The 19,373-nt window shown below is 40.5% G+C and carries 19 protein-coding genes, 1 rRNA gene and 1 pseudogene; 11 read left to right on the top strand and 10 right to left on the bottom strand.

Translation table 11 applies throughout. The features are described 5' to 3' along the window. Window positions 1-2: 2 nt before the first annotated feature. The gene (gene pepP / locus ACTG7L_RS07645) at window positions 3-1,340 is read left to right on the top strand and encodes a Xaa-Pro aminopeptidase (protein ID WP_439328082.1); all 1,338 of its coding nucleotides are present in this window, start codon (window positions 3-5) and stop codon (window positions 1,338-1,340) included. Window positions 1,341-1,394: 54 nt separating this feature from the next. Here the strand turns inward: pepP and glyS are convergent, their stop codons facing one another. From glyS to ACTG7L_RS07680, 7 genes and pseudogenes are all read right to left on the bottom strand, one after another. Next, window positions 1,395-3,557 carry a glycine--tRNA ligase subunit beta gene (gene glyS / locus ACTG7L_RS07650; RefSeq protein ID WP_439328063.1) on the bottom strand — a complete coding sequence of 721 codons (2,163 nt, stop codon included), beginning with the start codon at window positions 3,555-3,557 and terminating at the stop codon, window positions 1,395-1,397. A 12-nt stretch (window positions 3,558-3,569) separates the two neighbouring features. Beyond that, window positions 3,570-4,310, bottom strand: coding sequence for a hypothetical protein (locus ACTG7L_RS07655; protein WP_439328064.1), 741 nt, complete (start codon window positions 4,308-4,310; stop codon window positions 3,570-3,572). Between the two features lie 30 nt (window positions 4,311-4,340). Next, window positions 4,341-4,577: pseudogene (locus ACTG7L_RS07660) on the bottom strand (hypothetical protein). 42 nt (window positions 4,578-4,619) lie between these two features. Continuing rightward, on the bottom strand, window positions 4,620-5,642 hold the full coding sequence (locus ACTG7L_RS07665) for a PDDEXK nuclease domain-containing protein (RefSeq protein WP_439328065.1): 1,023 nt from the start codon (window positions 5,640-5,642) through the stop codon (window positions 4,620-4,622). 70 nt (window positions 5,643-5,712) lie between these two features. Continuing rightward, window positions 5,713-6,621, bottom strand: a complete 909-nt coding sequence (glyQ, locus tag ACTG7L_RS07670; protein ID WP_386689237.1) for a glycine--tRNA ligase subunit alpha — start codon at window positions 6,619-6,621, stop codon at window positions 5,713-5,715. A gap of 67 nt (window positions 6,622-6,688) precedes the next feature. Then, on the bottom strand, window positions 6,689-7,420 hold the full coding sequence (gene rsmE / locus ACTG7L_RS07675) for a 16S rRNA (uracil(1498)-N(3))-methyltransferase (RefSeq protein ID WP_439328066.1): 732 nt from the start codon (window positions 7,418-7,420) through the stop codon (window positions 6,689-6,691). 166 nt (window positions 7,421-7,586) lie between these two features. Further along, window positions 7,587-8,186 (bottom strand): YajG family lipoprotein, encoded by a 600-nt coding sequence (locus ACTG7L_RS07680; RefSeq protein WP_439328067.1) that lies wholly within the window; start codon window positions 8,184-8,186, stop codon window positions 7,587-7,589. Window positions 8,187-8,288: 102 nt separating this feature from the next. On the opposite strand from ACTG7L_RS07680, the gene ACTG7L_RS07685 reads away from it, so the two are divergent. The 10 genes from ACTG7L_RS07685 (at window position 8,289) to mnmA (ending at window position 17,389) form a co-directional block, all read left to right on the top strand. Then, complete coding sequence (locus ACTG7L_RS07685; protein WP_439328068.1) at window positions 8,289-8,600, top strand: BolA family protein; 312 nt, start codon at window positions 8,289-8,291, stop codon at window positions 8,598-8,600. A 278-nt stretch (window positions 8,601-8,878) separates the two neighbouring features. Further along, window positions 8,879-10,210: a Na(+)-translocating NADH-quinone reductase subunit A gene (locus tag ACTG7L_RS07690; RefSeq protein ID WP_439328069.1), complete on the top strand. Its 1,332-nt coding sequence runs from the start codon at window positions 8,879-8,881 to the stop codon at window positions 10,208-10,210. 2 nt (window positions 10,211-10,212) lie between these two features. Continuing rightward, entirely contained in the window at window positions 10,213-11,448 is a 1,236-nt protein-coding gene (locus ACTG7L_RS07695) for an NADH:ubiquinone reductase (Na(+)-transporting) subunit B (RefSeq protein ID WP_439328070.1), read from the top strand. Beyond that, window positions 11,441-12,214 carry a Na(+)-translocating NADH-quinone reductase subunit C gene (locus ACTG7L_RS07700; RefSeq protein ID WP_439328071.1) on the top strand — a complete coding sequence of 258 codons (774 nt, stop codon included), beginning with the start codon at window positions 11,441-11,443 and terminating at the stop codon, window positions 12,212-12,214. Before ACTG7L_RS07695 ends, ACTG7L_RS07700 begins: the two co-directional genes overlap by 8 nt. Continuing rightward, window positions 12,214-12,837: an NADH:ubiquinone reductase (Na(+)-transporting) subunit D gene (locus ACTG7L_RS07705; RefSeq protein WP_439243711.1), complete on the top strand. Its 624-nt coding sequence runs from the start codon at window positions 12,214-12,216 to the stop codon at window positions 12,835-12,837. Before ACTG7L_RS07700 ends, ACTG7L_RS07705 begins: the two co-directional genes overlap by 1 nt. A gap of 1 nt (window position 12,838) precedes the next feature. Then, on the top strand, window positions 12,839-13,435 hold the full coding sequence (nqrE, locus tag ACTG7L_RS07710) for an NADH:ubiquinone reductase (Na(+)-transporting) subunit E (RefSeq protein ID WP_439243713.1): 597 nt from the start codon (window positions 12,839-12,841) through the stop codon (window positions 13,433-13,435). A gap of 10 nt (window positions 13,436-13,445) precedes the next feature. Continuing rightward, the gene (gene nqrF, locus ACTG7L_RS07715; protein ID WP_439243716.1) at window positions 13,446-14,675 is read left to right on the top strand and encodes an NADH:ubiquinone reductase (Na(+)-transporting) subunit F; all 1,230 of its coding nucleotides are present in this window, start codon (window positions 13,446-13,448) and stop codon (window positions 14,673-14,675) included. A 127-nt stretch (window positions 14,676-14,802) separates the two neighbouring features. After that, window positions 14,803-15,846, top strand: coding sequence for an FAD:protein FMN transferase (locus ACTG7L_RS07720; protein WP_439328072.1), 1,044 nt, complete (start codon window positions 14,803-14,805; stop codon window positions 15,844-15,846). A 9-nt stretch (window positions 15,847-15,855) separates the two neighbouring features. Beyond that, window positions 15,856-16,098 (top strand): (Na+)-NQR maturation NqrM, encoded by a 243-nt coding sequence (gene nqrM, locus ACTG7L_RS07725; RefSeq protein ID WP_439328073.1) that lies wholly within the window; start codon window positions 15,856-15,858, stop codon window positions 16,096-16,098. 139 nt (window positions 16,099-16,237) lie between these two features. Next, window positions 16,238-17,389 carry a tRNA 2-thiouridine(34) synthase MnmA gene (gene mnmA, locus ACTG7L_RS07730; RefSeq protein WP_439328074.1) on the top strand — a complete coding sequence of 384 codons (1,152 nt, stop codon included), beginning with the start codon at window positions 16,238-16,240 and terminating at the stop codon, window positions 17,387-17,389. A 92-nt stretch (window positions 17,390-17,481) separates the two neighbouring features. On the opposite strand, the gene ACTG7L_RS07735 is transcribed toward mnmA, so the two are convergent. The 3 genes from ACTG7L_RS07735 to rrf form a co-directional block, all read right to left on the bottom strand. Next, on the bottom strand, window positions 17,482-18,060 hold the full coding sequence (locus tag ACTG7L_RS07735) for a hypothetical protein (RefSeq protein ID WP_439328075.1): 579 nt from the start codon (window positions 18,058-18,060) through the stop codon (window positions 17,482-17,484). Window positions 18,061-18,070: 10 nt separating this feature from the next. After that, on the bottom strand, window positions 18,071-18,697 hold the full coding sequence (locus ACTG7L_RS07740; protein WP_439328076.1) for a hypothetical protein: 627 nt from the start codon (window positions 18,695-18,697) through the stop codon (window positions 18,071-18,073). Between the two features lie 321 nt (window positions 18,698-19,018). Next, window positions 19,019-19,134: ribosomal RNA gene (gene rrf, locus ACTG7L_RS07745) — 5S ribosomal RNA — on the bottom strand. Between the last annotated feature and the right edge of the window lie 239 nt (window positions 19,135-19,373).

The raw sequence follows: 19,373 nt of genomic DNA on the forward strand, positions 1-19,373 counted from the left end.
TGATGGATTTAGCCTATATGCACGCCATTCCAAAAGAAGAATTTATTCAACACCGTGCAACCTTATTCGCAGAAATGGAAGATGATTCAAGTGCGGTGATTTTTTCATCAAAAGAAGTATTTCGTAATAGCCATTGTACTTATCCATTTCGTCAAGATAGCTATTTTTGGTATCTCACAGGATTTAATGAGCCTGATGCGGTGTTAGTGTTAAGTAAAAAAAATCAGCAATTTTCTACCGCACTTTTTCTCCGTCCGTCTGATCCTGAACGAGAAACTTGGGACGGCAGACGATTAGGTCTTGAAAAAGCAACGCAAGCCTTACAAATCGATCGGGCGTTTAATATCAGTGAATTGAAACAACAACTACCTAGCTTATTGTCTGGTGCCAAAACCGTTTATTTTTTACAAGGATTAGATGGTCGCTCCGCTGACGATGCGTTTATGCAAAATTTATTGTCTGAATTAAGCGTGACAGAATTTACCCCATTACAACCGATATTAGATGAAATGCGTTTATTCAAATCTGAAAATGAAATTCGCATTATGCAACAAGCAGGACAAATAACTGCACTCGCCCATATGCGTGCCATGAAAGAAGCCCGTGCCAATCGTTTTGAATATGAAATTGAAGGTGAAATATTGCATGAATTTAGTCGCTTTGGGGCGAGAGGGGCATCTTATAATAGTATTATCGGTGGTGGCGAAAACGCCTGTATTTTGCACTACGTTGAAAACGATCACCCACTTAAAGATGGTGATTTATTGCTCATTGATGCAGGCTGTGAGTTTGCCATGTATGCAGGCGATATTACCAGAACATTCCCAATCAACGGCAAATTTAGCCCAGCACAACGGGAAATTTATGAGATCGTGCTAAAAGCTCAAAAACGGGCGCTTGAAATCTTAGTCGCAGGCAATTCTATTCAACAAGCCAATGATGAAGTGGTGCGAATTAAAACCGAGGGTTTAGTCCGTTTAGGTATTTTAAAAGGCAACGTGGACGAACTCATTGCCAATCAGGCGTACAAAGAATTTTATATGCACGGCTTAGGGCATTGGTTAGGGTTAGATGTGCATGATGTCGGCAGTTATAGCAACGGCACACACAATGTGGATAGAAATTCCAAAATCAGAGACCGCACGTTACAACCTGGCATGGTGTTAACGGTTGAACCAGGCTTATATATTTCGTCAAAATCGGATGTACCTGAACAATATAAAGGTATTGGCGTACGCATTGAAGATAATATTTTAATTACCGAAACAGGGAATAAAATCTTTACTTCTGCTGTGCCAAAAGAGATTGATGAGATTGAGGCATTAATGGCGGAAAGATAATTGAAACTAAAACAAAGGCTTGCAATCGCAAGCCTTTTTGTTATCTATTTACCATTATTGCAAAACGGAAATATCCGCCACTTGCAAGAATAAATCTTGTAACGCTTTCAAAATAGCTAAACGGTTTTGGCGAAGTTTTTGATCATCCGCATTCACCATCACGTTATCAAAGAAATTATCTACTGGCTGACGAAGATTGGCTAATTCATCTAGCACTGCACTGTAATCGCCTTTGGCAATTAACGGTTGTACTGCTTGTTGCAAGGCTACCACATTGTCTGCTAAGGTTTTTTCCACAGGTTCAACGCAGGCAGAAAGATCGATATTGCCAATTTCAATATCCGCTTTAGCCAGAATATTGCTCACCCGTTTATTGGCAGCTGCCAAGGCTTCCGCTGAATCCAATGTGCGGAAATGCGACACGGCACGAACGCGGGCATCAAAATCCGCTGGACGAGTTGGACGGCGAGCCAGAACGGCTTGAATTTCGTCCACCGCAATACCTTCATCTTGATACCACGCACGGAAACGACCGAGCATAAAGTCCACAACGTCATCAATTAATTCCTGTTTGGTAACAATTCGCCCTTCTTCCCCTCTTGTAAATGGAGTACAGTCATCTGGTAATGGGTTTAATTTCGAAAATAATTTAGAATTCTTTATTTTTTTATCATCTTGATCTTTATAAATATCAACAGCTGAACGGACTAATCTTACTAAATCAAGAGGCAAATTTTTCTCTACAATAATTCGTAATGTTCCCAATGCCGCACGGCGTAACGCAAATGGGTCAGCACTGCCTTTCGGGGCTTGCCCGATACCGAAAATGCCTGTTAAGGTATCAATTTTATCCGCCAACGCCACCGAACAAGCCACTAAGGAATTTGGCAAATTATCGCCTGCAAAACGTGGCATATATTGTTCATTTAACGCCACCGCCACGTCTTCATCTTCACCATCGTGACGAGCATAGTGCATTCCCATTACGCCTTGCGTGTCGGTAAATTCAAACACCATATTGGTCATTAAATCGCATTTTGACAGCAAGCCCGCACGTTTGGCTTTTGCCACATCCGCCCCAATTTGAGCGGCGATTTCACCTGCCAACTGTTCAATACGAGCGGTTTTATCACGCAATGTGCCAAGCTGTTGTTGGAATAACACGGTTTCTAAACGTGGCAAACGATCTTCCAAACGTTGTTTTAAATCGGTTTTGAAGAAAAATTCCGCATCCGTCAAACGTGGACGCACCACTTTTTCGTTACCTTCAATAATCGCCGTTGGATCGGCTGGATTAATGTTGGAAACAAAAATAAAGTGTGGTAATAATTTGCCGTTTTTGTCGTAAATTGGGAAATATTTTTGGTCGCCTTTCATCGTGTAAACCAGTGCTTCCGCTGGCACAGCTAGGAAACGCTCTTCAAATTTAGCGGTTAATACATTCGGATATTCCACCAGTGAAGTCACTTCATCTAACAAATCTTCATCAATATCCGCCACACCACCAAGTGCGGTGGCTTTTTCCTGAGATTTTGCCAGAATAATCGCTTTACGTTCATTGAAATCCGCAATCACTTGACCACGCTCCGCTAAAATTTGTGGATATTCATCAGCGTGCTGAATGTCAAATTCACGCTCGCCTAAAAAGCGGTGTCCACGAATGGTGCGACCGCTTTTTACGCCTAAAATTTCACCGTCAATCAATTCTGAACCGAGCAACATGGTTACCGTATGCACCGGACGAATAAACTGCACGGTTTTATCTGCCCAACGCATTGGTTTTGGAATGGGCAATTTCGCCAGTGCGACTGCGACCAAATCAGGTAAAAGATTTTTGGTGGCTTGACCTTGTTGTACGGCACGATGTACTAACCATTCGCCTTTGTCAGTCGCCACACGCTCCGCTTGATCCACAGTAATGCCACAGCCTCTCGCCCAGCCTTCGGCTGCTTTGGTCGGATTGCCATTGGCATCAAACGCCGCTGCAACCGCAGGCCCTCGTTTTTCAATTTGCTTGCTTGGCTGTTCGGTCGCCAAATCCGCCACTTTCAACGCCAAACGGCGTGGGGCGGCGAACCATTGTAAATTAGTGAATGTTAAACCTGCTTGATTCAGCTCGGCGGTGAAATTCTCCGCAAAAGCCGTAGCAAGGGTTTTTAACGCTTTCGGTGGCAACTCTTCAGTGCCGATTTCTAGTAGGAAGTTTTTGGTTGTCATTTATTTAGGTTCTCATTTATTTAAAATAGCTTTATATCGGTATCTACGTTTAAGATTACACAAATTCATATTGAATTCGAATTTATTATTCTCATATGATTCCTTTAAATCCGAAAGTTCTTCTTCATAAAAAACCTCATCTATGTCATTCAAAAATTCTACTTTATAAATCGATTTATCATTTTTTACGATACCAACCCTAAAGATTTCTGAACCACAAGAGCCATTAAAAGAATCACCACTAAAATCATTATTTAAATCAAACCTCTCATTTCTATAATATAAATTTAATACGAAAAGTCCAGCTAAAGCATTAATTAAACTTTCTAAGTTTGCTTTTTTAAAGCTTTCCTTATCTCGTTTATTATGCTTAATTGCTTGATATGCTATCAACCACTTTTCACTACTTGTTCCTCTTTTATGAGCTTTTCTTAAGGGGGTGATTAAATCTGTACTAAAATGAATATTGTTATGTACTATTTTTACCACTTTCTTACCTAAATCCCATTGAGAATTTAGGTAAGCCATACAGTCTGTATCAAAATATACTCTTTCATCATCAGGCTTTGAACCACCATTTTTAAAATATAACTCTTTAGATAAAGATTCAAATTCCACGCAAATCCTAATAATCAGCTCAGAAATTTTTAGTGAATACGTATTCTTATTTTCATCACTAAAATGTATAAAATTAGATAGTTCAATTACTTCTTTTTCTAAGTTTTTATACATAAACCAGTATAAATTATTCATATAACAGACCTTATCTAGTTATTTCAATATTTATAATTTAAATACTATCTCGCCATTTTCCCATACCAACACTGGAATGCCAACATAGCCATTCGCCTTTTTCGCTTCAAAAACAGGTTCACTATCGTGCAATTTCAAAAACGCTTTTAAATTCGGCATATTCGCGGAGATATCGGCTTCAATATAATCAATATTGCGTGCTTTTAACTCAGCAACAAATGGTGCGGTGTCTGGGCAATGTCAGCTAAAGTATAAAATCGGTTTTATTGTTGCTCCTTTTTGAATTGTGCAATCACTGATTGCAAAATCTCAATTATCCACGCACTGCGTGGACAATCTCGCCTTAGTAATCCGTTCTTCCAACTCTTTCTCCGTTGGCAAAAACGGTAAATACTTGGCACTAAATAACTGCTTGCGATCTGCCAAAACTGAATATTTCGCCACCGCTTCGCTTTTTTCGCTACATAATACTAAGCCGATAGTTGGATTATCATCCGCTCCTTTAATTTCTTGATCAAATAAGCGAACATAAGTATCCATTTGCCCCACGTCTTGATGTTTTAATTTACCGATTTTTAAATCAATCAACAAAAAGCATTTGAGTTTGAAATTGTAAAACACCAAATCAATGTAAAAATCTTCATCATCAAAACGAATTCGTTTTTGGCGTTCCACAAAAGCAAAACCTTTGCCAAGCTCCAACAAAAACAGTTGCAAATTGTTAATAATGGCTTGCTCAACGTCATCTTCTTGATAGCTACCATCTTGTAAATTTAAGAAATCCAAAATATAAGGATCACGCAAATAATCTTCGATGGTTTCTTTTAGCTCTGCGGTTTTCTGTTCCGCTTCGATCATCACTGGCGTTTTGTTTTGGCTTGCTAATAAACGTTCGTAATACAACACAGAAATTTGGCGATCTAAGGCTCGAGCTGACCAACTTTGCTCAATAGCTTCATTCATATACCACAGACGAGCCTGCTCATTTTCCACTCGAAGTAAGCGGCGATAGTGAGTCCAACCTAATTCGGGTCTCACTGAGTCCCGAATTGGAAAGGCCATAAAAAATTGTCGCATTTTGCGTAAATTTCGCTCATCAAATCCCTTGCCAAACATCTCCGTTAAGCGTTCAGAAAGATCTTTTAGTACATATTTTCCGTACTCCGCACGGCTTTCGCCCTGCTGTTCATCTTCTACAATCAAACGCCCAATCTGCCAATAAGACTGCACCATCGCCACGTTGACCGTTTGGCGAACTTGGTTTCTTGCCTGGTGAATAATCTCGGCAATTTGGCTAAATAGTGTATTGTTGGTTTGTGGCAAATTCGGCATTTTGTTTCTCTATTTAGATTTTGCAATCCGTGCTGGCACAATTCGAGACGCACTGCGTCCCGAATCTCACTTACTTCTTACAGCCCGGGAACCCTAAGGCTTCACGACTGGCATAATAAGCCTCCGCCACACCTTTGGTCAGCGTGCGAATACGCAAAATATAACGCTGACGTTCTGTCACCGAAATCGCTTTGCGTGCATCCAGCATATTAAAGCTATGTGCGGCTTTTAAAATGCGTTCGTAAGCAGGCAATGGCAATGGTTTTTCTAATTCTAACAAGGCTTTGGCTTCTTTTTCGTAATGGTCAAAACATTGGAATAAAAAGTCAGTGTCAGCGTATTCAAAGTTATAAGTAGATTGCTCCACTTCGTTTTGGTGGAACACATCGCCGTAAGTGGTTTTGCCCAGTGGACCGTCTGAATAAACCAAATCATACACGCTGTCCACACCTTGAATATACATCGCCAAACGCTCTAAACCGTAGGTGATTTCGCCTGTGACAGGACGACATTCTAAACCGCCCACTTGTTGGAAATAGGTGAACTGGGTCACTTCCATTCCGTTCAACCACACTTCCCAGCCTAAGCCCCACGCCCCTAAGGTTGGGTTTTCCCAGTTATCTTCCACGAAACGAATGTCGTTTTGCGTTGGGTCAAAACCGAGCATTTTTAGGCTGTCTAAATAGAGTTCTTGAATATTATCAGGGGACGGCTTGATGACTACTTGGAATTGATAATAATGTTGCAAACGGTTTGGATTTTCGCCGTAACGACCGTCTGTTGGACGGCGTGATGGTTGTACATAAGCAAATGCCATTGGCTCAGGTCCTAAGGCACGCAATGCGGTCATTGGGTGGCTTGTTCCAGCCCCCACTTCCATATCAAAAGGCTGTACAATGGTTGCCCCTTGTTTCGCCCAGTAATCTTGCAGGGCTAAAATCATCCCTTGGAATGTTTTTACGTTAAATGTTGTTGTCATAAGTTATCTCAAAAAATAATGAAAATTTGCACCGCATTATACGGGAAAATTGATGAATATAAAACGGTTATAAATCACCAAAACACACTTGTAATGCGGTAATTGCCGTTAAAGCGGCGGTTTCGGTGCGTAATACTCGCTTGCCAAGCAAAATGTCGGTAAAGCCTTGTTGTTTTGTCTGCTGAATTTCTTGTGGCGACAAACCGCCCTCCGAGCCAATCAACAACCGCACACCAGCCGCAGGAATTTGCGGCAAAGTTTTAATGGAATAATTGGCTCTTGGGTGCAAATTGAGCTTTAACGTGCCATCTTGCTCCGCACACCAATCTTGCAACTTCATCATCGGACGAATTTCAGGCACCACATTTCGCCCACATTGTTCACAAGCCGCAATAGCAATTTTCTGCCACTGCTGAATTTTTTTCTCCATCCGCTCTGCATCCAACTTCACGCCACAACGTTCTGACCAAAGTGGCGTGATCACATTCACGCCCAATTCTACGGATTTTTGAATCGTAAATTCCATCCGTTCGCCACGAGAAATGACCTGTCCTAAATGGATTTTTAACGGGCTTTCTCGGTCATCCAGTTGACGATCTAAAATGGTTACGCTGACATTTTTTTTACTGCTTTCAGTAATTTCGGCAGAATAACAATAATTTGAGCCATCAAACAGCGCTAATTTTTCGCCCACTTGCATACGCAATACTCGCCCAACATGATTGGCGGCCTCTTCGCTCAGTTGGCATTGCGTTTGATTTCCTAAAGGTTCGGGGTGATAGATTCTGGGTATTCTCATGGTTATTTCATATTTTTCATCAAGTCTCGCTATAATAAAGCAAAGTGCGGTGAAAAAAAACAAGGTTTTTTAAGGTTATTCGTAATTCAAATAAAAAAGTTCTGCACAAGACAGAACTTCTTTTTGAATAAGGGATGGCACGATAGATAGCAAATGCCGACGGTGATTATTCCACGTAACGACTAATTGCCCCCGCAATTTCCGTATCTTTATATAAGGCAGACACAACATCTTTTAAGGTGGCATCTAAGGATTTTTGAATATCGTTATTGTTCACACCTAATGCGCCTTCATCAATGCGACTTGCGCCGAAGTTTTTGGTGAAATTGCCTTTGATACCTTGCACATGCACTTCTAACTGCACTCTGGAACTGATTTTATGGCGAATATTGCCCTCTTCGACTTTGGCATAAAATTCTTTCACCGTCACAAGCACATTGGTATTCACGCCATTTGTGGCTAAACGGAAACCTTTTGCGTTCAAGTCTTGTTGTACCACTTGTTGAAATAATTTTTCCACTGCTGGCGAAGAATAAAGTTTAAATAATGCACTATTCAGGGTGTAACTTGACACCTCGGTTTGACTCCGTCCGTCTTTACTCACCACATTCACAATGGCTTTTTGATTTTGCGTATTAAATGCGGTGGTGGCCGTTGGGGACTGAGGATTAAAGGTTAAGGTATTGCTCGGCGTGGAAGAACAGCCGGCTAATAAAAGGGCCCCTAAGGCGAATGCCCCCCATGAGAATTTTTTAATCAATGTCATAATTGCTCCTTTTAGTAAGATGAAATTTATATGCACATATTCTTGCAAACTTCGTCAATAATGTATAGCCTTTGCGTAAAATTTTATGATAGGAAAGCCATTATGTCAAAACAACAAGAACTTGAACAACGATTACAGACCGAATTTCAACCGCACTTTGTGAAAGTAGAAAATGAAAGCCACATGCACAGCTCAGGAAAAGGGGCCGATTCGCATTTTAAAATTGTATTAGTCAGCGATAAATTTAATGGACTTCGCCAAGTGGCAAGGCACCGTTTACTGTATCAACTTTTTGCACAAGATTTAGCCCAAGGCATTCATGCCTTAGCATTGCACACTTATACGCTATCGGAGTGGCAAGCCTTACAAGGAAATTATCCAACCTCGCCCAAATGTGTCGGAGTCGGACAATAACGCTTTTGGGGTAGTTGAAAAATATCTTTACTTTTTTTTAACAAAAATAGGGAAAAAAATACGGTTAAACTGGAAGAATAATCAAATTTTGGTTAAAATACCTTGTTATTATTGTTTTTTATGAACAACAACACCGAATTTGAGTTTTTTATTTTTATGATTTCTTGGGGGACTGTCTTGATTCTCCCTATGTTATCGCTCAAAGTGCGGTCATTATTTTGGAATTTTTCTAAAATAATGGCTTAATTTTCAACCCTAACGAAAAAGTAGTGCAAATAATGATTACGATTAAAAAAGGCTTGGATCTTCCTATTGCAGGAAAACCAGAACAAGTCATCCGTGACGGTAATGCCGTAACTGAAGTTGCTATGCTTGGCGAAGAGTATGTGGGTATGCGTCCTTCGATGAAGGTACGTGAAGGTGATGTGGTGAAAAAAGGTCAGGTACTTTTTGAAGATAAAAAGAACCCTGGCGTGGTTTTCACTGCTCCTGCAAGTGGTACTGTCACGACGATTCATCGTGGTGCCAAGCGTGTATTGCAATCTGTGGTGATTGCTCTGGATGGTAACGAACAAGAAACTTTTGCTAAATACGAAGTTTCTGCGTTAAATCAATTAAGCGAACAAGAAGTTCGTCAAAATCTACAATCTTCTGGTTTATGGACCGCATTTCGCACCCGTCCATTCAGTAAAATTCCAGCGGTTGATGCGGTTCCATCGTCTATCTTTGTGAACACCATGGATACTAATCCATTGGCAGCGGATCCAACGGTAATTATTGAGCAATATGCCGATGATTTCGCTCATGGTTTAACCGTGCTAGGTCGTTTACACAACAAAATTAATTTGGTGAAAGCCGCTGGTGTTACCTTGCCAAGCGTAGGAACCGCAACCGTTCACGAAGTGAAAGGCGTTCATCCTGCAGGATTAGTGGGAACACACATTCACTTTATTGATCCTGTCAGTTTCACCAAACATGTGTGGCATTTGAATTATCAAGATGTGATTGCGATGGGTAAATTATTTACCACCGGTGAATTGTTTACCGACCGTATCGTGTCTTTAGCCGGTCCACAAGTGAAAAATCCACGTTTAGTGCGGACCCGTTTAGGAGCGAATTTATCGCAATTAACCGCTAATGAGCTAAATGCCGGTAACAACCGTGTGATTTCAGGTTCCGTGTTAAACGGTGCCACCGCACAAGGCCCACATGATTACTTAGGTCGTTATGCCCTACAAGTCTCCGTGTTAGCCGAAGGTAACGAAAAAGAATTTATGGGTTGGATTACGCCACAAGCAGGCAAATATTCCATTACTCGTACTGTGTTAGGTCACTTTAGCCGTAAATTATTCAATTTTACCACCGCAGTTAACGGTGGCGATCGTGCCATGGTGCCAATTGGTTCTTATGAACGTGTGATGCCATTGGATATTTTACCCACCTTATTATTACGTGATTTAGCCGCCGGTGATACGGATTCTGCCCAAACCCTAGGTTGCTTAGAGTTAGATGAAGAAGATTTAGCCCTTTGTACCTATGTTTGCCCAGGTAAAACCGATTACGGTGTCCTGTTACGTCAAGCATTAGAAAAAATTGAGAAGGAAGGTTAAAAATGGGGTTAAAACATCTTTTTGAAAAAATGGAACCCGCATTCCTACCTGGTGGTAAATTTGCCAAACTTTACCCTGTGTTTGAAGCAATGTTTACTTTGCTTTACACGCCAGGTACGGTAACAAAAAATGGGACACACGTACGTGATGCGATTGACTCAAAACGTATGATGATCACCGTTTGGTTAGCTTTGTTCCCTGCGGTATTCTATGGTATGTACAATGTGGGTCATCAATCCATTCATGCCATTGCTAGCCTTGGCACCACGGTTGATGCCTTAGCGGCTCATGACTGGCATTATGTCATTGTTCAGTTATTAGGTTTAGACGTTTCTGCAGATGCCGGCATTGGTAGCAAAATGGCACTGGGTGCGGTCTTTTTCTTACCAATTTACTTAACCGTTTTCTTGTTAGGTTCAGCGATTGAAGTGGGCTTTGCGGTCGTACGTGGCCACGAAGTTAACGAAGGGTTATTCGTTACTACGATTCTGTTCGCTTTAGTGGTGCCACCAACTTTACCACTATGGCAAGCAGCGTTAGGGATTACTTTCGGTTTAGTCGTAGCGAAAGAAGTCTTCGGCGGTGTCGGTAAAAACTTTATGAACCCTGCTCTCGCTGGTCGTGCATTCTTGTTCTTCGCTTACCCTGCTCAAATTTCAGGTGATGCGGTGTGGACAGCAACGGATGGTTTCTCAGGTGCAACAGCGTTATCCCAATGGGCACAAGGTGGTGAAGCGGCATTAAAACACATCTCTACTGGTCAACCAATTACGTGGATGGATGCGTTTTTAGGCAATATCCCAGGTTCCATGGGTGAAGTTTCTACCCTTGCCTTAATTATCGGTGGATTGATTATTTTATTCGCTCGCATTGCGTCTTGGCGGATTATTGCCGGTACGTTCTTAGGTATGGTGATTACAGCGACAGCCTTTAACTTAATCGGTTCTTCAACCAACGCCATGTTCTCCATGCCTTGGCACTGGCACTTAGTGTTAGGTGGTTTTGCGATTGGTATGATCTTTATGGCGACTGACCCTGTTTCAGCGTCATTTACTGAAAAAGGTAAATGGTGGTACGGTGCGTTAATCGGCTTTATGGCAGTATTAATTCGTGTCGTCAACCCAGCTTACCCAGAAGGGATGATGTTGGCTATTTTATTCGCTAACTTATTTGCTCCATTGTTCGACTACTTAGTGGTGCAAGCAAATATCAAACGTCGGAGAGCTCGCAATGTCTAAATTTAATAAAGATAGCGTCGGCGGCACATTAACCGTCGTGGTGTTATTGAGCTTAGTCTGTTCTCTTGTAGTAGCGGGTGCGGCAGTGCTGTTAAAACCTACGCAAGATATTCAGAAACAACTTGATAAACAAAAAAATATTTTACAAGCTGCTGGTTTAATGCAGCCCAACATTAATGTTCAAGAAGTCTTTGCCAAATCCGTTGAGCCTAAAATCGTGGATTTAGCCACTGGTGACTATGTAGATGACGTGAAGAACTTTGACGCGAAAGTGGCGGCTAAAGATCCTGCGACCAGTATTGCCATCAGCCCTGATGACGATAAAGCACACATTAAAGTGCGGGCAAAATATGCCGAAGTTTATTTAGTCAAAGATGATGCAGGCAATACCACACAAGTCGTGTTACCAATGTATGGTAATGGCTTATGGTCAGTGATGTATGGCTTTGTTTCGGTAGCCACTGATGCCAATACGGTGAAAGGTATCACCTACTATGAACAAGGTGAAACGGCCGGTCTGGGTGGTGAAATTGCGAATCCGCTTTGGCAGAAAAAATTTGAAAATAAGAAAATCTTCAACCCGCAAGGTGACGTTGCTTTAGGTGTACACAAAGGTGGTTCTGCTGATGTAGAACACGGTGTAGATGCCTTATCTGGTGCAACCTTAACCTCTAACGGTGTAGATGGTTCAATTAAATATTGGTTCGGTCCAAATGGTTTCGGTCCATATTTGACCAAATTCAAAGCAGCAATGGGGGCAAACTAATGGCTAGCTCTAATTACAAAAAACTGTTGTTATCCCCAATTGCGGATAGCAACCCGATTGCATTACAAATCCTCGGGATCTGTTCTGCATTGGCGGTAACGACCCAATTACAAACAGCGGTCGTGATGGCGATTGCGGTAAGTTTAGTAACGGCTTTTTCAAGTTTATTTATTTCACTTATCCGTAATTATATCCCAAACAGCATTCGTATTATCGTACAAATGGCGATCATTGCCTCCTTGGTAATCTTGGTTGACCAAATTTTACGTGCTTATGCCTATGATTTGTCCAAACAACTTTCGGTATTCGTTGGCTTAATTATCACCAACTGTATCGTCATGGGACGTGCGGAAGCCTTTGCCATGAAATCTGCTCCATTAGAAAGTTTTGTGGACGGTATCGGTAACGGTTTAGGTTATGGTGCCATTTTAGTCACCGTGGCATTTTTACGTGAATTAATTGGTTCAGGTAAACTTTTCGGTGTGACTATCTTCCAAACCATCAATGATGGCGGTTGGTACCAAACCAATGGGTTATTCCTATTAGCACCAAGTGCATTCTTTATTATCGGTTTCCTAATCTGGGGTTTAAGAACCTGGAAACCTGAGCAAGTGGAGAAATAAAATGGAACATTATTTAAGTCTATTTGTAAAGTCTGTATTCGTTGAGAATATGGCACTTTCTTTCTTCCTTGGTATGTGTACATTCCTTGCGGTGTCAAAGAAAGTTTCAACCGCCTTTGGTTTAGGGATTGCGGTTATCGTGGTATTAGGTATTGCGGTGCCTGCTAACCAATTAGTGTTTACTCACATCCTAAAAGATGGGGCTTTAGTGGAAGGGGTAGATTTAACCTTCTTAAACTTCATCACCTTTATCGGTGTGATTGCGGCACTGGTACAGATCCTTGAAATGGTATTAGATAAATTCTTCCCAGCCCTTTATAGTGCGTTAGGGATCTTCTTACCATTAATCACGGTAAACTGTGCGATCTTCGGTGGCGTATCTTTCATGGTGCAACGTGAATACAACTTCCCTGAATCCGTGGTTTATGGTATCGGTGCAGGGACTGGCTGGATGTTAGCGATTGTTGCATTAGCGGGTTTAACTGAAAAAATGAAATATGCTGATGTGCCAGCAGGTTTACGTGGTTTAGGAATTACCTTTATCACCGTAGGCTTAATGGCGTTAGGCTTTATGTCATTCTCAGGCATTCAATTATAAGGAGCGTATCGTGGATAGTAATTTTATTTTCGGTATCGGCATTTTTACAGCCCTTGTATTAGTGCTTGCAGTAGTTATTTTATTCGCTAAATCTAAATTAGTGGATTCGGGCGATATTACCATTTCTATCAATGATGATCCTGAAAAAGCGATCACCTTGCCAGCCGGTGGTAAATTATTAGGTGCTTTAGCCAGCAAAGGGATTTTCGTCTCCTCCGCTTGTGGTGGCGGTGGCTCTTGTGGTCAATGTGTGGTAAAAGTGAAATCAGGCGGTGGTGAAATTCTGCCAACCGAACTTTCGCATATTACCAAACGTGAAGCAAAAGAAGGCTATCGTTTATCTTGCCAAGTGAACGTCAAATCTTCTATGGATATTGAATTGCCAGAAGAAATCTTTGGTGTGAAAAAATGGGAATGTACCGTTATTTCTAACGATAACAAAGCCACGTTCATCAAAGAACTTAAATTGGCCATCCCTGAAGGTGAAGAAGTGCCATTCCGTGCTGGTGGCTATATTCAGATTGAAGCAGAACCACATACTGTGGCATACAAAGACTTCGATATTCCAAAAGAATACCATGAAGACTGGGATAAATTTAATCTCTGGCGTTATGTGTCAAAAGTCGATGAACATATTATTCGTGCGTACTCTATGGCATCTTATCCAGAAGAAAAAGGCATTATTATGCTTAACGTACGTATTGCCACACCGCCACCACGCAATCCAGACGTACCACCAGGTCAGATGTCCTCTTATATTTGGTCATTAAAACCAGGTGATAAAGTCACGATTTCAGGGCCATTTGGTGAATTCTTTGCCAAAGAAACCGATAATGAAATGGTCTTTATTGGTGGTGGTGCGGGTATGGCACCAATGCGTTCGCATATCTTCGACCAATTAAAACGCTTACACAGTAAACGTAAAATGACTTTCTGGTACGGTGCACGTTCTAAACGTGAAATTTTCTATGAAGAAGATTTCGATATGTTAGCACGTGAAAACGACAACTTTGAATGGCATATTGCCTTATCTGATGCGTTACCAGAAGATAACTGGACAGGTTACACCGGCTTTATTCACAACGTGCTTTATGAAAACTATCTGAAAAATCATGAAGCCCCAGAAGATTGTGAATACTATATGTGTGGACCACCGGTGATGAATGCAGCGGTAATCAAAATGCTAGAAGGCTTAGGCGTTGAACACGAAAACATCTTATTAGATGACTTTGGTGGTTAATGCGTTATCTTTTAACCGTAGGGGCGGATCTACGTATCCGCCCATTAAAAACGGAGCGTAATTTTCGGGCGGATACATCGATCCGCCCCTACAACACATTGAAACAGTTGATACCTTTATTAATATAATGAAAATATCCATCAAATACCTATTCCTTTTAATCTTAAGCCTTTTTCTCGTTGCTTGTGGCAAAGATCCCGAAATTATCACCCTATCGGGCAAAACCATGGGGACCACCTACCATATCAAATATATTGATAATGGCAAGGTAAGCCAACAAGCAGAACAAACCCATGAGCAAATTGAAGTGATATTGAAAAAGGTGAATGACCAAATGTCCACCTATATTCCGACATCGGAATTAAGCCGTTTTAATCAAAATACACAGGTCAATCAATCCATTGAAATTTCCCCTGAATTAGGCAAAGTAATGGCGGAATCTATCCGTTTAAACAAATTAACAGACGGTGCATTAGATGTCACGGTGGGGCCTTTAGTCAATTTATGGGGATTTGGCCCTGATAAACGTTTGAATAAACAACCTAGTCAGCAACAATTAAATGAACGTCTCGCAAAAGTCGGCATTGATAAATTAAAACTAAGCCAACGTGCGGATAAATTTAGCCTAGAAAAAAGTATTCCTGAACTTTATGTGGATTTATCTTCTATTGCCAAAGGCTACGGCGTGGATCAAGTGGCAGATTATTTAGACCAACTTCATATTGCCAATTATCTGGTCGAAATCGGGGGAGAAATCCGAGCCAAGGGCAAAAATGCGGAAAACAAAGACTGGCAAATTGCCATTGAACAACCGAATGCTGATGGTTCTCGTTCCGCCCAAAAAATTGTCGGTTTGAAAAATTTAGGCATGGCGACATCTGGAGATTACCGTAATTATTTTGAACAAAATGGCATTCGTTATAGCCATGAAATCGATCCTAAAACAGGTTACCCAGTGCAACATAATCTCGCCTCGATCACGGTATTACACCCTTCTGCCATGACTGCAGACGGCTTATCCACGGGATTATTCGTACTAGGCGAACAAAAAGCACTGGAGATAGCAGAACAACAAGGCATTGCCATTTATATGATTATTAAAACCGATAAAGGTTTTGAAACCAAAATGTCATCAAAATTCACCGCACTTTTAGCGGAACAACATCAATAAGGAAATATTATGCAAGTTTTTTTAGTTACCTTTGGCATTTTTATGCTGGTTATTTTCGGCATGGCGTTAGGATATATTGTCAAACGTAAATCTATTCAAGGAAGTTGTGGGGGCATTTCAGCTTTAGGCATGAAAAAAGTTTGTGACTGTGATGAACCTTGTGATAATTTGAAAGATAAAGTAGCCAAAGGTGAAGCCGATCCAAAAGAATTAGAACGCTTTGCGAAACCGACGTTTTATGAAGTGAAGTAATGTAGAACCCTCACCCTAGCCCTCTCCCAAGGGGAGAGGGAACGATTTTTAGGGTGAAGATTAAAATAAAATTATTCCTCATTCTGTCCCCTCTCCCTTTGGGAGAGGGCTAGGGTGAGGGTAAAAAAAGAGATACCCTATGCAATCAAAAACCTATAACGATCATTTCCCTACATTCACCCCCGATCAACTCGCCCACAACCAAACCAAAAAAGTTATTGTGGGGATGTCGGGTGGTGTTGATTCCTCTGTATCCGCTTTTATTTTGCAACAACAAGGCTATCAGGTTGAAGGGTTGTTTATGAAAAATTGGGAAGAAGATGATGATACGGATTATTGTACCGCCGCAGCCGATCTCGCCGATGCACAAGCAGTTTGCGATAAACTGGGCATTCACTTACATAAAATCAATTTTGCAGCGGAATATTGGGATAATGTCTTTGAGCATTTTCTTAGCGAATATAAAGCAGGCCGTACGCCAAATCCTGATATTCTCTGTAATAAAGAAATCAAATTTAAAGCCTTTTTAGAATATGCGGCAGAAGATTTAGGTGCGGATTATATCGCCACAGGGCATTATGTTCGCCGTTCGGGTGATGATGAGCATGCTCGATTATTACGTGGTTTAGATAGCAATAAAGATCAAAGCTACTTTCTTTACACCTTAAGTCATCAGCAAGTTGGGCAAAGTTTATTTCCTGTGGGGAATATTGAAAAGCCTATTGTTCGAGCCATTGCTGAAGATTTAGGTTTAGTCACTGCCAAGAAAAAAGATTCCACCGGCATTTGCTTTATCGGTGAACGCAAATTCAAAGATTTCTTAGCACGTTATTTGCCTGCTCAACCGGGTGAAATCCGTACCGTAGAGGGTAAGTTAGTGGGTCATCACGACGGTTTAATGTATCACACCTTAGGACAACGCAAAGGCTTGGGTATTGGTGGCGTACAAGGATTAAGCGAAGAACCTTTTTATGTAGTGGAAAAAGATTTAATCAATAATGTGCTTATTGTGGCACAAGGTCATGATAATTCAGCCTTACTTTCAACCGGTTTAACCGCAAGCCAACTGCATTGGATCGATCGCCAACCCATTCGCCAAAATCTACGCTGTACCGTAAAAACACGTTATCGTCAGGAAGATATTGCTTGTGAAATTATCCCACTAGATGATGATAATATCCGTGTCGTTTTTGATGAACCCCAAATTGCCGTCACCCCTGGGCAAAGTGCGGTGTTTTATCAGGGAGAAATTTGTTTGGGTGGCGGGGTGATTGAAACGCAAGTGAAATAATTCTGTTTTTGAATGTTGAGCTATGACTTGATAAATGAATGTAACCCATAAAAAAAGAGCATGACGCTCTTTTTTATCATTGTTCAAACCAACTAATTTTTCTCAAAACGTTGTAGTTCTTTTTTCGTATGATTTTTTACACCCTGTATATTAAAAAAATCACAATTCAGTTGTTGCTTAGAGAAAATAAACCATGTTTCTTTCGTGGATGGCTCCTCTACATCGTAATAAACATAAGTCATCACATGTAAAATATCACCTGTTTTCAACGTGAATCTATAAGGCGTGGCTTTACTCTCACCGCTGTAACAATAGTTACCTGATATATCAACCTTAGCCTCATTTTTATTTAGCTGCAGCAAATTATAAAATTGTTTTTGAGTGACAAAATTATAGGCTTTATTAAACCCTACAATCAGCACTGGTGCAGCCATTTTATTTCCTTGTAAATCATCATAGGAAAGTGCCGTCCAAGCAAAATTGCCCTTTGTTTTGCTTTGTACTGGTGCATATTGTTGCTCAAAATAATGTCTAAAATCAGCACTATTCTCCTTTGCAAAGGTTTCATAGGCGACATAATTAGGCATTTTCTTGCTGCTTAAGGTTGAATTTTCTGCCTGTAATGGTACACAGCCAGTTAATAGTAGAAGTAATAATATCAGTTTTTTCATGAATTAGTTCCTATTGTTGTAGTTCATTTCCGAGAAAATTAACCACTTTTTTAAAATCGTTACATTTCTTAATATTTAATTTTTCTTTCGTAAAATAAAAGGTCGCATAATTAAGTCCAGAAGTCCCCCCATACATTATAGTTCGTATAATTGAAAATTCTTCATTATTTAATTTAGCGTTGAAAACAGCGAGAGTTGTTCCCAAATAACCATATAGTGAACTAAAATCTGGATTTTTATCAACATTACAAATATCAGGTGTAAATTTCATATTTGAAATAGTGATATTATTCATTTTGATATAATTCAAGAAATCTTTTCCGCCAGCAACAGTTGAGTCATCAGTATTTGCCACCTCTGCATGTATATATAGGGTATCTTTCGCACCCAATTTTTTCTTTTGCATTTTAGATAATTCAAAATAATGTCGAGCATCATCCAAAGCAGGAAATGCCCCCTCAAAAGGAATCACCATTTTAGGTTGAACAGGTTTTCGAATAGTCAATTCATTCGCCACATTTTTACCTGCTAAAAAATCAGCCAAATATTGCTCTGACTGACTTAAGCTAGTTTGGGCGAAAACGCTATTGGATAAAATGAATAATGATGATGAGATAAGTAAAGCAATTTTTTTCATACGAAACTCCAATGGATTATTTTTATATGCAGAGGTGTTTTAGTTATTATGTCAATAACAACTAAAAGGATTATAATCCTTGCTAAAATTGACTATTTTTCAATCTAATATAGAGGCGTATTGCATACGCCCATGCTCGATCTCTTTTCTTCTCAAATTATGGGAACATCAGGTTCTAGGGCGTATGCAATACACCCCTACTCATTTTTTTCGTATAACCTATTTCGTACACCCTATTTTTGAAGATGTTGAGAAAATATAAAAAAACAACAAAACCCCAGTCACTCTCGTAACTGGGGTTTGTTGTTCTAATAATAAAAAACCTGATGGTGACCTACTCTCACATTGGGAGTCCCAACACTACCATCGGCATTACAGCATTTCACTTCTGAGTTCGGCATGGAATCAGGTGGGGCTACTGCATTATGACCATCAGGATTATTCCTTTGATGACTTTCTCTTCTTTCTTTTTATTCTTTAAATTTGAAACAAGCTGCCTTTGAGTTTTTCTTTATTTGTCTGTTAGTTAGTCTCTTCGCTCTTAAGCTCTTTGATATCTGATTCCTATCATCTGATACCTATATCCTGAACAAAACACTTGAGCGTTGTATAGTTAAGCCTCTCGGGCAATTAGTATGTGTTAGCTCAACGGCTCGCACCGCTTACACACCACACC

It is taken from the genome of Lonepinella sp. BR2357 (genome assembly GCF_051851525.1).
In the GTDB taxonomy this organism is placed as follows: domain Bacteria; phylum Pseudomonadota; class Gammaproteobacteria; order Enterobacterales; family Pasteurellaceae; genus Lonepinella.